A 13,681-nucleotide genomic window follows, 5' to 3' on the forward strand; every position below is an offset into this window, starting at 1 on the left:
TGTATAAGAGACAGCGACAATGGCGAGTAGCCCCCCCCGCAGCAATTCCCTCAACCCTGCAGCGAGGAGACGCTGTGCAGATTCGCATCCTGGTAGTTGATGACGAGCAGGACAACTGCGACTACCTCAAGCTCGTGCTGACCCGTGAAGGCTACGAGGTCGTCACCACCACGGACCCCACGCAGACGGTGGACATCCTCCGTGGCTCGGACTTCCACCTCGTCATCCTCGACATGATGATGCCGCAGATGTCCGGCACCGAAGTGCTGGAGCTGATCCGCAAGTACGACACGGACATCGCGGTCATCGTCGCCACGGCGTACCCCACCGTGGACACGGCCGTCGCGTCGCTCAAGGCGCAGGCGTCCGACTACGTGAAGAAGCCCATGGAGCCGGAGCAGTTCACGGCCGCAGTGCGCAACGCGTTGCAGAAGAAGGGCCTGTCCCAGGACCCGGAAGCGGATCTGCACCGCGCCATCGGCCGCACCATCCGAGACGCGCGCAAGACGCAGGAACTCACGCTCAAGCAGCTGGCCCGCCGCACTGGCTTGTCCGTGTCCCTGCTGTCCCAGATTGAACGCGCGGAGTCCTCCGCGTCCATCTCGTCGCTCTACAAGATCGCCTCCGCGCTGCAGCTGCGCATGGGCGAGCTGTTCGGCGACACCTAGCGGCCGGTGAAACGGGGCGCGCGCTTCTCCAAGAAGGCCGCGCGCCCCTCCTTCGCGTCCTCGCTGCCAAACGCCTCGCCGCGCACCTGACGCAGGTGCGCGACGTCCTCCGGGGACAGCCCGGAGCGCGCCAGCAGCCCGAACGCCTCCTTCATCCCCGACACCGCCTTCGGCGCCCCCGCGGCCAGCGTCGCGCACAGCGCCAGCGCGCGCGCTTCCGCGTCCTCGGGGCACTCATCCAACAGGCCCCACGCGAGCGCCTCCGCCGCCGGCAGCCGGCGAGCGGTGAGGAACAGCTGCTTGGCGCGTGAAAGCCCCACCAGCCGCACCGCCCGCGCCAGCCCCTCCGGCGAGTACACGATGCCCAGCCGGGCCGGAGGCATGAGGAAGAACGCGTCGGAAGCGCCCACGCGGAAGTCGCAGGAGGCCGCCAGGTCGAAGCCCGCGCCCACCGCGCCGCCCTGCACCAGCGCCACCGACGGCGACGGGTGCCGCTCCAGCTTCAGCAGGCACGCCACCAGCGGGTCATCCGGCAGCCGCCCGTCCGCGCCCGGCGGCCCCAGGTGCGTCAAGTCGTAGCCCGCGCAGAAGTGCCCGCCCTGGCCGCGCACCAGCAGCGCGCGCACGTGGGCGGCCGGCTCCAGCGCCGCGTCCATCCGGGCCAGCAACGCGTCATTCAGCGCGTTGCGCCGCGACGGGTTGGAGACGGTGAGCACCCGAACACCGCCCTCGCGATCCTCCACCTCCAGCGTGGGCTCCATCGAAGCCCGTGGCTACTCGAGCACCACGAGGACGTCACCCTCGTTGACCGCCTGCGCTTCCTTGCAGCGGATCTCCTTCACCGTGCCGCCCTCTTCGGCCTCCACGGGCATCTCCATCTTCATGGACTCGAGGATGACGAGCGTGGTGCCAGCGTCCACCTTGTCGCCCACCTTCACTTCGATCTTCCACACCGTGCCCGTGATGTGCGCCGCAACGTCCGCCATGAACCGTCCCTCCTCGGGGGGGAATACTTAAGGCTTCGCGTGATGATCCAGGAAGTGCGTGTCCAGCTCACCGGCGCTGAAGGCAGGGTCCTTCAGGATGCGAAGGTGGAGCGGGATGTTCGTCTTGATGCCTTCGATGCGGAAGGACTCCAGGGCCTTCACCGCGCGGGCAATGGCCTCGTCGCGCGTGGCACCGGTGATGATGAGCTTGGCGATCATCGGGTCGTAGTTCGGCGTCACCACGTCCCCTTCCGCGTAGCCGGCGTCCAGGCGCACGCCCTCGCCCGTGGGCGGCTGGAACACCTTCAGCGGGCCGGGGGACGGGAAGTACTTCACCGGGTCCTCCGCGTAGATGCGGAACTCCAGCGCCGCGCCCTTCCGCTTCACGTCCTCCTGCTTCACGGTGAGCTTCTCGCCCGCGGCGATGCGCAGCTGCCAGCCGATGAGGTCCAGGCCTGTGGTCAGCTCCGTCACCGGGTGCTCCACCTGGAGCCGGGCGTTCATCTCGATGAAGTACACCTGCCCGTCGGAGTACAGGAACTCCACCGTGCCCGCGTTGGCGTAGCCGAACGCCTTCGCCGCCTTCACGGCCGCGGTGAAGAGCGTGTCCGTCAGCGCCGCGTTCCGTCCGTTGGCGAACAGCACCGACGGGGCCTCCTCCACCACCTTCTGGTGCCGGCGCTGGATGGAGCACTCGCGCTCCAGGCCGTGGATGAGGTGGCCGTGGGTGTCGCCCAGAATCTGGACCTCGATGTGGCGGGGCGCCGGGAAGTAGCGCTCCAGGTACACGCCCTCGCGGCCGAAGGCGGCCTTCGCGCGGTCCGTGCACTGGCGGTAGACCTTCTCCAGCTCCGCGGGGTTGTTCGCCGCCGCCATGCCGATGCCGCCACCGCCGCTGGCGGCCTTGCACAGCACCGGGTAGCCAATGCGCTCCGCGGCCTCCAGGGCGCTCTGCACGTCCGGCAGCACGCCGTCGCTGCCCGGCACCACCGGCACGCCCGCGGCGGACACCAGCTTGCGCGCCTGGCTCTTGTCCTTCATCCGCGCCATGGCCTCCGGCGGGGGGCCCACGAAGGTCAGCCCCGCGTCCGCGCACGCCTGGGCGAAGTCGCCGTTCTCCGACAGGAAGCCGTAGCCCGGGTGCACCGCCTGGGCGCCCGTCTTCTTCGCGGCCTCCAGGATGGCGGGGATGCTCAGGTAGCTGTCCTTCGCGGGCGCGGGGCCGATGCGCACGGCCTCGTCCGCCTCCTTCACGAAGGGCAGGCTCACGTCCGCGTCCGAGTGCACCGCCACCGTCTTCACGCCCATGCCCCGGGCCACCGCCCCGATGCGACGCGCGATTTCACCCCGGTTGGCGATGAGCAGCTTCTGGAACATGGCAGGCACCCTGGCGTTGCGAAGGGCGGCCAAACTAACCCCCACCCCCTTGACTGACAAGCGTCCGGGCAGTCGCGCAACATGTCCGTACAGTCCCGTAAATTTGCGGGGTTGCGAGCCCCTGGCGTACCTTGCCCGACGTGAATCCTCCCTCAACAGGAACGCACAGCGTCGTGGACCTGCATGGTGCCCGTCGCGCCCGCCGTCTGGACTTGTACCGGAACCGGCTCAACCAGCGGCAGCAGGACACCCGCGCCAATCTGGTGACGCTCTACGAGGGCGGCACCCTCTTCACGCCCGACGGCACGCAGCAGGGCCGCTCCCTGCTCAAGGCCCTGCAACTGCTGCAGCGCGCCGGCACCCGCCTGGAGGAGCTCTCCGGCGACGGCCTGCTGCCCGCCCCCAGCGCGTCGGAGCGCATCGACGCGCTCTACGACGAGGTGGACGGACTGTTCACCAAATGCGACCGCCTCACCGGCAGGGGCACGGCGAGCGTCGCCCGCCTCCCCCGCTAGCGTCCCCGCCGCTGCCTGACTACGGCAGCTCCGTCTGGCCCTGGCGGCGCAGGAACGTGGGGATGTCGAACTGATCCTCGTCCAGGGGCAGCGCCGCGTCCTTCACCACGGCCGTGCGCGCGCTCTGCATGGACGACTTGGGCGTCTCCACGGTGGACATGGTCGGACGCGGATTGCCCTTCGCGGGCACCAGGCTGGCCACCTCCTCACGCGAGGAGGACAGCACGGACGGCTGCGTGGAGGGACGGCCCACCAGCGGCACCTGCACCACCTGCGCCATGGGGCGCGCCTTCGCGTCCCGGTGCACGAAGCCCGTGGCGATGATGGTGATCTTCACCTCGTCCTGGATCTGCTCGTCGATGAGCGACCCGAAGATGATCTCCGCCTCGCCGTCCGCCGCGTCGTGCACCAGCGTCAGCGCCTCGTTGACCTCCTGCAGGGTCATGTCGCGGCCGCCGGTGATGTTGATGAGCAGGCCCGTGGCGCCGTCGATGGAGACGTCCTCCAGCAGCGGGCTGGAGATGGCCTGCTGCATGGCGGTGACGGCGCGGCGGTCGCCACAGGCGTTGCCCGTGCCCATGAGCGCCAGGCCCTTGTCGCTCATGATGGTCTTCACGTCCGCGAAGTCCACGTTGATGTAGCCGTGGTACTGGATGAGGTCGCTGATGCCCTGCACGGCGTTGAGCAGGACCTCGTCGGCGCGCTTGAAGGTCTCCAGCAGCGGCATGGGCTCGTTGGAGAGCGACAGCAGGCGCTGGTTGGGGATGGTGATGAGCGTGTCCACCGCGGCCTTGAGCTCCACGATGCCCTGCTCGGCCTGCTTGCGGCGCTTGTTGCCTTCGAAGAGGAAGGGCTTGGTGACGACGCCCACCGTGAGGCAGCCCAGGCTCTTGGCGATGTCCGCGATGATGGGCGCGGCGCCCGTGCCGGTGCCACCACCCATGCCCGCGGTGACGAAGACCATGTCGGCGCCTTCCAGCACCGCGGCGATCTGATCGCGCGACTCCAGGGCGGCCTCGCGGCCCATCTCCGGGTTGGCGCCGGCGCCCAGGCCCTTGGTGAGCGCCTGGCCCAGCTGCAGCCGGGTGGGCGCCTTGCTCGCGGCGAGCGCCTGGACATCGGTGTTGGCGGCGATGAAGTCCACGCGGTCCAACTTCGACAGAATCATCGTGTTGACCGCGTTGCAGCCCGCCCCGCCCGCGCCCACGACACGAATCTTCGCGGCCTGCTTGTTCTGCTCGAACTGGTCCATGTCGTCCTCGTGGCGGAAGCACCGCGGCGCCGTCCGCGGAAACACCCACCCTCGACAATCATCAGGAAGTCGGGCGCTTTGGCAAGTATTCCGCTACCAGCCTGTAGCGCCCTGCTGCGCGACCGAGTCCTGACGCCCACTTACGCGAATGGCATCAGCGGCCATGCGGACACCGCGCGGATGTAAACACCCTCTTGACTCGCGTTCGCTGACTCGCCGTGACCAGTTGTGCGCGCCTTCCGCGCACGCGTGACGTGACAGGACGGGGCACGAATGACGAAAAGGCCCGGCTCCCTTCGGGGGAACCGGGCCTTCCGTGTTTCATTCCGTGTCGCGGGTGCTACGGGGCGGGCTTCTCCACTTCCACCTTGCCCATCCGCGTGATGTTGAACTCCACGCGGCGGTTGTTCTCACGGCCCGCGGCCGTCTTGTTGGTGTCCACGGGCTTCGTTTCGCCGAAGCCCTCGGACTCCAGGCGCTCGCCCGCGATGCCCTCGTTCATGAGGAACGTCTTCACGCTGGCGGCGCGGCGCTTGGACAGGTCCAGGTTGGCGGCGTCGTTGCCCTGGCTGTCGGTGTGGCCCTCGACGCGCAGCAGTTCCACCTGCGGGTTGGCGCGCAGCACGGCGGCCACCTGCTTCAGGATGGGGAACGAGCGCGGCAGGATGACGTCCTTGTTCGTGGCGAAGTAGACCTTCTCCAGGATGAGGATGCGCTCGCCCTCGACGAGCACCTTGACCTTGCCCTTGTCCGGGCAGCCGTCCTCGTCATCCACGCCGTTGATGGTCTCCGGCTCGTTGGGGCACTTGTCCGCCGTGTCGGGGATGCCGTCCTTGTCGTTGTCCGGATCCGGGCAGCCGTCCTCGTCCTGGAAGCCGTCCTTGTCCTCGGGCGCGTTGGGGCACTTGTCGTCCGGGTCCATGATGCCGTCGCCGTCGGTGTCCACCGGCGCGGGCGGAGGCGGCACGGGCTTCGTGTCCGGGCAGCCGTCCGCGTCCTCGAAGCCGTTCACCGTCTCCGGCTCGTTGGGGCACTGGTCGGCCGTGTCCAGGATGCCGTCGCCGTCGTTGTCCGGGTCCGCGCAGCCGTCCTGGTCCTGGAAGCCGTCGAAGTCCTCGGGGCCTTCCGGGCACACCGGCCGGGGCTCCGCGGAGCGCTCCGGGGCGGTGTAGGCCACGGACGCGAGCACGCGAAAGGTCGGCGTGCCGTAGCCGTGCGTGAGGCCCGGGCCCGCGCCCACCTGCGCGGACAGGCCGGTAGGCGCGCGGTACTTCAGGGCCGCGAGCAGCTCCAGGGGACGCTCCTCCTCGTTCTGCTGCTTGAAGCCCATCGCGCCCACCAGCGACGCCTGGGCGGCCAGCGGCAGGTCACCCAGCGGAACCTCCGCGCCCACCCCGTACGCCAGCGCGCTGCCGACGTTCAGGTTGCGCAGCTGCTCCGACTTGCGGATGTCCACACCCACGTTGGCGAGGATGCGGAAGCGCTTGCCGTACTCCGCCACCACGCGCGGGTTGACGGACACGCCGGACCCGCCGAGGAAGTCCGACGCACCACCCGTGGGCAGCGAGATGGGCAGCACCACGGACACGCCGTAGTCGTCACCGTCCAGCAGCCGCGCCTTCGGGATGAGGCGCAGGTCGCCAATGCCGCCCCCGCCCACCCCGTTGGCGAAGGAGGAATCCACGGCCGGCGAGTTCTCCGAACCCTGGATGGTGATGGGCAGCACGACGCCGATTTCGAACCGGTCGAAGAGGCCGACGGCGCCCATCAGGTCGAAGCCCACCTGGCTCTTCACCAGGGAGGTGACGTACGTGTCCGAGCGGGGGTCGAAGAAGTTGAGCGGCTTGTCGGCGTAGTTGACCGACAGCCCCACGTTCCACCCCAGGTGCCGCTGCACCTTCGCGCCGTGCACCGCGAGCACGTCCGCGATGCCCGGGCCCGGCTTGTACTGCTGCACGTCGATGGCCTGCGACACGGCGGTGGCCTGCGCGTGGGCGGAAGTGCCCGCGAACAAAGCCATGACGAACACCGCCAGCGCCCCACCCGCGCGCGCCAGGAAGTCCCCGGCGCGGCGGAAGCGGCGGCCCACCAGGGGCAGCGCCAGCAGCATCAGCGCGAAGGGCGCCAGCGAACCGGAGCCGCCCGTGTTGCAGCCGTGGCCCACCACCAGGAAGTCATCGTTGGCGTCGAGCGGATCAGAGCCGCCCTTCACCTCCGTGCCGTCGTCGATGCCGCCCTGGTCGGTGTCCTTCATGTTCGGATCCGTCTCCGTGGCGTCACGGCGGCCGTCCTGGTTGCGGTCCTCCTCGCCGTCCTTCAGGCCGTCGCCGTCCGTGTCCGGGTTCTTCGGGTCCGTCTTCGTCGTCGGATCCGCGTCCGGCTTGAAGTTCGGGGACGACGTGTCGGTGCCCGGCGGAGCGGTCTCCAGCGTGACGCCCATCTCCGTACCGTCGTTGATGCCGTCGTTGTCGCTGTCCGGGTCGAGCGCGTCGATGAGGCCGTCACCGTCCGTGTCGGTAATCCCGTCGATGCCGTCCGGCACGCCGTCGTCGTCGGAGTCGGCGTCGAACGGATCCATCCCGAGCTCCAGCTCCGTGGCGTTGTCCACGCCGTCGCCGTCCGCGTCCTGGTCGTCCGCCGGGTTGAGCGGGTCGGACTCCTGCACGTCCACACGGCCGTTGTGGTTGCGATCCTCGACGCCGTCGAGCACGCCACCCTTGTCGGTGTCGGGGTCGAGCGGGTTGGTCTTGGTGTCGGGGTCCTGATCCGGGACGAACTTCGTCGGGTCGGTGTCCGCGCCCTGGGGCTGGGTGAGGCCCAGCTCCAGACCGTCCGTCAGGCCGTCGCCATCCGTGTCGCTCTTGTTCGGATCCGTCTCGGTCGGGTCCACCTTGCCGTCGTGGTTGGCGTCCTCGTTGCCGTCGGTGAGGCCGTCGTCATCCGAGTCGTCGTCCAGGGGGTTGGTCTTCGTCGACGGGTCCTTGTCCGCCACGAACTTGGACGGGTCGGTGTCCGTGCCCTGGGGCTCGGTGAGGCCCAGTTCCACGCCGTCGGTCAGGCCGTCGCCGTCGGTGTCCGGGTTGTTCGGGTCGGTCTCGTCGGCGTCGACGATGCCGTCGTGGTCCTTGTCCTCGTTACCGTCGAGGATGCCGTCGTCATCCGAGTCGCTGTCGAGCGGATCCGTGCCGCCCACCTTGACCTCGATGCCGTCGGGGATGCCGTCACCGTCGGTGTCCGGGTTGTTCGGGTCGGTGCCCGCGAGGATTTCCTCCTCGTCCGTCAGGCCGTCGCCGTCCGTATCCACCGTGCCCGCCGTGTTGACGGTGAAGGTGGTGGTCGCGGTGGTGCTGTTGGTGCCCGCGCCGTTCGTGGACACCGCCGTGACGGTGTACGTGCCGTCCGCCAGCGGGCCGGGCAGCGCCTGGCTCCAGTTGCCGGAGGCGTTCACCGTGATGGGACCGTAGCTGGTGCCCTGGAACGTCACCGCCACGGACGTGGCGTTCGCGGACGTGCCCGTGACCGTCACGTTGGGGTTGGTGACGGTGGTGCCGTTGACCGGCGTGGAGATGGCCACCGTCGGGGCGGCCGTGTTCACCGTGAAGGTGGAGGTCGCGGTCGTGCTGGTGTTGCCCGCCGCGTCCACCGCCACCGCCGTCACCGTGTAGGTGCCGTTGGCCAGCGGGCCGGGCAGCGCCTGGCTCCAGTTGCCGGAAGCATCCACTGCGATGGGGCCGTAGTCCGTGCCCTGGAACGTCACGGTCACGCTCGTCGCGCCGCCCGTGGTCGTACCGGTGACCGTCACGTTGGCGCCCACCGTGGAGCTGTTGGCCGGCGTGGTGATGGCCACCGTCGGCGCGGTCTGGTCCACCGTGAAGGTGACGGAGTCGGGCGCGCTCTCGTTGCCGGCCGCGTCCGTGGCCACCGCGGTCACGGTGTACGTGCCGTCCGCCAGCGGGCCGGGCAGCGCGTAGGACCAATTGCCGGAAGCGTCGACCGCGATGGGGCCGTAGTCATTGCCCTCGAAGGTGATCGTCACGGAGGTGGCGCCCACGGAGGTACCGGTGACGGTCACCGTGCTGGAGGCCACCGTCGTGCCGTCCACCGGCGCGGTGATTTCGACTTCCGGATCCGTCAGGTCCACCGTGAAGGTGATGTCGTCCGGCGTGCTGGTGTTGCCCGCCGCGTCCGTGGACACCGCGGTCACGGTGATGGGGCCTTCCGGCAGGGTCACCGGCAGCGGGTAGCTCCAGTTGCCCGAGCCATCCACGGGGATGGGGCCGTAGTTCGTGCCGTTGTAGGTCAGCGTCACGGACGTCGCGCCCGTGGACGTGCCCGTCACCGTCACGTTGGGGGTGTTGACCGTCGAGCCGTCCACCGGGGTGCTGATGGCGACGGTCGGCGGGGTCAGGTCCACCGTGAAGGTGGAGGTCGCGGTCGCGCTGTTGGTGCCCGCGCCGTTCGTGGACACCGCGGTCACGGTGTACGAGCCCTCGGCCAGGGGGCCGGGCAGCGCGTAGGACCAATTGCCGGAGGCGTCCACCGTGACGGGGCCGTAGCTGGCGCCTTCGAAGGTGAGCGTCACGGAGGTCGCGTTGGTCGTCGTACCGGTGACCGTCACCGTGGCGGTGTTCACCGAGGTGCCGTTGCCCGGCGTGCTGATGGCGACCGTGGGGACGGTCAGGTCCACCGTGAAGGTGGAGGTCGCGGTCGTGCTGGTGTTACCCGCCGCATCCGTGGACACCGCGGTCACGGTGTTCGGGCCTTCCGGCAGGGTCACGGGCAGCGCGTAGCTCCAGTTGCCGGACGCATCCACGGGGATGGGGCCGTAGTTGGTGCCACCGTAGGTCAGCGTCACGGAGGTCGCGCCCGTGGACGTACCCGTCACCGTCACCGTGTTGGTGCCGATGATGGCGCCGTCGGCCGGCGAGCTGATGGCCACCGTCGGCGCGGTCAGGTCCACCGTGAAGGTGGAGCTGTCCGGCGTGCTGGTGTTGCCCGCCGCGTCCGTGGCCGTCGCGGTCACGGTGTACGTGTCCTCGGCCAGGGGGCCGGGCAGCGCGAAGCTCCAGTTGCCGGAGGCGTCCACGCTGATGGGGCCGTAGCTGGCGCCATCGAAGGTGAGCGTCACGAACGCCGCGTCCGTGGACGTGCCCGTCACCGTCACGTTGGGGGTGTTGAGGATGGCACCATCGAGCGGAGTGCTGATGGCCACCACCGGAGGCGTCTGGTCCACCGTGAAGGTGGTGGTCGCCGTCGAGCTGTTCGTGCCCTGGGCGTTCGTGGACACGGCAGTCACCGTGTACGTGCCGTCCGCCAGCGGGCCGGGCAGCGCCTGGCTCCAGTTACCGCCGGTCACCGTGATGGGACCGTAGTTCGTGCCCTGGAAGGTGACCGTCACCGTGGTCGCGTTCGCGGCCGTACCGGTCACCGTCACGTTCGGGTTCGTCACCGTCGAGCCGTTGGCCGGGGTGCTGATGGCCACCGTCGGCGCGGGCACGTTCACCGTGAAGGTGCTGGTCGCGGCCGTGCTGTTCGTGGTGCCGTTGGTGGACACCGCCGACACCGTCTGCGAGCCGTTGGCCAGCGGGCCAGGCACCGTGAACGTCCAGTTACCGCCCGTCACCGTGACGGGGCCGTAGCTCTGCCCGCCCAGCGTGAACGTGACGGACGTCGCGTTCGCCGCCGTGCCGGACACCACCACGTTGGTGGGGTTCGTCACCGTCGAGCCATTGGCCGGCGTGGTGATGGCCACCGTCGGCCCAGCCACCGTGAAGGTGCTGGTCGCGGCCGTGCTGTTCGTGGTGCCGTTGGTGGACACCGCCGACACCGTCTGCGAGCCGTTGGCCAGCGGGCCGGGCACCGTGAACGTCCAGTTACCGCCCGTCACCGTGACGGGGCCATAGCTCTGCCCGCCCAGCGTGAACGTGACGGACGTCGCGTTCGCCGCCGTGCCGGACACCACCACGTTGGTGGGGTTCGTCACCGTCGAGCCATTGGCCGGCGTGGTGATGGCCACCGTCGGCCCAGCCACCGTGAAGGTGCTGGTCGCGGCCGTGCTGTTCGTGGTGCCGTTGGTGGACACCGCCGACACCGTCTGCGAGCCGTTGGCCAGCGGGCCGGGCACCGTGAACGTCCAGTTACCGCCCGTCACCGTGACGGGGCCATAGCTCTGCCCGCCCAGCGTGAACGTGACGGACGTCGCGTTCGCCGCCGTGCCGGACACCACCACGTTGGTGGGGTTCGTCACCGTCGAGCCGTTGGCCGGCGTGGTGATGGCCACCGTCGGACGCGCCACCGTGAAGGTGGACGAGGCCTGGGTGCTGTTGGTCGTGCCGTTCGTGGAGACCGCGGTCACGGTGTACGTGCCGTTGGCCAGCGGGCCCGGCAGCGCCACGCTCCAGGTTCCACCGGTCACGGTGGCCGGGTAGTTCGTGCCCTGGAAGGTCACGGTCACGCTGGTCGCGTTCGCGGCCGTGCCCGTCACCGTCACGTTCGGGTTGCTCGTCGTGGAGCCGTTGGCCGGCGTGGTGATGGCCACCGTCGGGCCCGCCACCGTGAACGTGGAGGTCGCCGTCGTGCTGTTGTTGGTGCCGTTCGAGGAGACCGCGGTCACCGTGTACGTGCCGTTCGCGAGCGGACCGGGCAGCGCCTGGCTCCAGTTGCCGCCCGTCACCGTGATGGGACCGTAGTTCGTGCCCTGGAAGGTGACCGTGACCGTGGTCGCATTCGCGGCCGTGCCCGTCACCGTCACGTTGGGGTTCGTCACCGTCGAGCCATTGGCCGGCGAGGTGATGGCCACCGTCGGACCGGCCACCGTGAAGGTGCTGGTCGCGGCCGTGCTGTTCGTGGTGCCGTTGGTGGACACCGCGTTCACCGTCTGTGAGCCATTGGCCAGCGGGCCGGGCACCGTGAACGTCCAGTTACCGCCCGTCACCGTGACGGGGCCGTAGCTCTGCCCACCCAGCGTGAACGTGACGGACGTCGCGTTCGCCGCCGTGCCAGACACCACCACGTTGGTGGGGTTCGTCACCGTCGAGCCGTTGGCCGGTGTGGTGATGGCCACCGTCGGCGTCGCCGCAGCGGTGATGGTGAAGGTGTTGGTGTTGCTCGGGGCGCTCTCGACGCCAGCGGTCACCGTGACCGCGTAGACGGTGTGCGCGGCCACGCTCAGGGGCGTCGACGGCGTGAAGGTGAAGTTGCCCGACGCGTCGGACGTCACCGTAATGGGCTGGGGCTGGCCGTCGATGTAGATGCGGACCGTCTGATTCGGGCTCGGCGTCGTGCCCGTGATGGGGGGCGTGGTGTTCGACGTGGACGAACCATTGGCCGGGGTGAGCACGGTGGGAGCCGGGCCCTGGGTGATGACACCCGGGTTGCCCAACGCAGAGCCGTAGGTCGCGCCATCCGGAGCAGTCGCCGTGGGCTGAGTACCCGCCGCGCCTCCCGCGACCGACGCGGGGCAGGAGTAGGCGCTGGCCTGCATGTGGATGTTGCCGCCGCCGCCGCCGCCGCCCGGGCCGTGCGGCGACTCCACGAAGGTGCTGTTGCCGCCGTTGCCGCCCTTCGCGGACAGCGTGCCGGCACCCGTGCACGCCAGGGCGCCCGTGAACCGCAGGGAGAGGGTACCGCCCGCGCCACCGCCACCCGCCGCGTCGTTCTGGGAGCTCGCCGCGGAGACGCCGTCCGCCGTGATGCTGCCCGCTCCCGCGAGCGCCGCGCCGCGCACGAAGACGATGCCGCCCGCGTTTCCGCCGCCGGTGCCCGTTTCGTCATTGCCGTGACCCGAGCCACCACCGCCGCCGAACAGGACGCGAGTCGTCGGGCTGAACAGCATCTGGCCACCGGGGAGGCCGCCCACCGGACGCGCCGGAGCGGTGTCACCGGTCCACGTCCGACCGCCGATACCACCCGCGCCGCCGTTGCCACCGCCACCACCACCGGAATTGTGGCAGATGCCGCCACCACCGGCGTTGAGGATGTTGCCGCGGCCCGAGATTGGCGCGGTCTGCAAAAACACCGTAGGCGGCTTGTAACGGGCGGGCACGAGCCCCTCGCCCTTCATGGCGCCGCCATTGGGTTGCGCCAGGTCATAGGCGTTCGCGGCGCAGTTGTCTCCGCTGCTGTTGAAGTACTCCGCGCCGCGGAAGCCCGCGCCCGTGGCGGAGATGGTGCCGTTGTTCGTCACCGTCCCCGTAGCCAGGAAGACGACGAGGCCACCCACGGTGTCGTTGATATCCGCGCTGGACCACGGCCGGGCGACGATGCTCGCGCCCGCGTTGATGGTCACGGTCGTGTACTCCGGCACCCGGATGGCCTGCGCCGAGGTGCGGGTAAGCGTCGCGGACGTGCCGCCCAAGAACGCCGCAGTGAGCGGCGTGCCCGTGAAGGTCAGGCGCGTGCCCGTCAGCGCAGTCACGCGCACGAACTGCCAGTTGCCCACTGCGTTCGACCTCAAGTCGAACGGGCCCGCATCACCGGAGTTCACCGGATTCGTGGTCGTGTTGTATCCGGTGGACTGGTACACCATCACCAGGTCGCCCACGGCGAAGCCCGTCGTGTCCGTGACGGTCACGAACGTCTGGCCTACTGGCGCGTTCGCCGTCAGTCGCGTGTACGTGTTGACGACCGTGTTGGCCGCGTTGACCGTCAGCGCGCCGTTGTGGCCGTTGCCGTTGCCCAGGCCTGCAGGGTCGGGTTCAGCGAACGCGGGTGGCGCCATCAGCACGGCACACAGCAGGGCCAACAGGCCCGCGGCCGAGCGGCGAAGTCCCGTGAGGGGCGTCAGCAACCGCGAAGTCTTTTGTGGAGTCATAAGGTCAGAGGCTCACCAGGAACGGAGAAATCCGTTCCGGGAGCCACGGGCTCCCATAGCAAGCTGGAAGC

Annotated in this window: 7 protein-coding genes; 2 read left to right on the top strand and 5 right to left on the bottom strand. The window is 69.6% G+C overall.

Features of this window, described 5'->3' with window-relative positions; all coding sequences use genetic code 11:
- The first annotated feature begins 74 nt into the window (after positions 1-74).
- Positions 75-668, top strand: a complete 594-nt coding sequence (locus D7X99_RS17025) for a response regulator (protein ID WP_014398871.1) — start codon at positions 75-77, stop codon at positions 666-668.
- Here D7X99_RS17025 and D7X99_RS17030 read toward each other — a convergent pair.
- Genes D7X99_RS17030 through D7X99_RS17040 form a run of 3 tightly spaced genes read right to left on the bottom strand, consistent with a single transcriptional unit; the run spans position 665 to position 3,031 of the window.
- Positions 665-1,429, bottom strand: a complete 765-nt coding sequence (locus tag D7X99_RS17030) for an enoyl-CoA hydratase/isomerase family protein (protein ID WP_121778718.1) — start codon at positions 1,427-1,429, stop codon at positions 665-667. The two genes, D7X99_RS17025 and D7X99_RS17030, sit on opposite strands and share 4 nt — an antisense overlap.
- A 12-nt stretch (positions 1,430-1,441) precedes the next feature.
- Positions 1,442-1,654, bottom strand: coding sequence for a biotin/lipoyl-binding carrier protein (locus D7X99_RS17035; RefSeq protein ID WP_014398873.1), 213 nt, complete (start codon positions 1,652-1,654; stop codon positions 1,442-1,444).
- 27 nt (positions 1,655-1,681) lie between these two features.
- Positions 1,682-3,031: an acetyl/propionyl/methylcrotonyl-CoA carboxylase subunit alpha gene (locus tag D7X99_RS17040; RefSeq protein ID WP_120594378.1), complete on the bottom strand. Its 1,350-nt coding sequence runs from the start codon at positions 3,029-3,031 to the stop codon at positions 1,682-1,684.
- Between the two features lie 173 nt (positions 3,032-3,204).
- On the opposite strand from D7X99_RS17040, the gene D7X99_RS17045 reads away from it, so the two are divergent.
- Complete coding sequence (locus tag D7X99_RS17045) at positions 3,205-3,546, top strand: hypothetical protein (protein ID WP_233591908.1); 342 nt, start codon at positions 3,205-3,207, stop codon at positions 3,544-3,546.
- Between the two features lie 19 nt (positions 3,547-3,565).
- Here D7X99_RS17045 and ftsZ read toward each other — a convergent pair whose 3' ends face one another.
- Both ftsZ and D7X99_RS17055 read right to left on the bottom strand, forming a co-directional pair.
- Positions 3,566-4,798 (bottom strand): cell division protein FtsZ, encoded by a 1,233-nt coding sequence (ftsZ, locus tag D7X99_RS17050; protein ID WP_120580454.1) that lies wholly within the window; start codon positions 4,796-4,798, stop codon positions 3,566-3,568.
- A 340-nt stretch (positions 4,799-5,138) separates the two neighbouring features.
- Positions 5,139-13,586, bottom strand: coding sequence for an Ig-like domain-containing protein (locus D7X99_RS17055; RefSeq protein WP_233613466.1), 8,448 nt, complete (start codon positions 13,584-13,586; stop codon positions 5,139-5,141).
- Positions 13,587-13,681 lie beyond the last annotated feature (95 nt).

This window comes from Corallococcus sp. AB032C (assembly GCF_003668935.1).
GTDB lineage: Bacteria > Myxococcota > Myxococcia > Myxococcales > Myxococcaceae > Corallococcus > Corallococcus exiguus.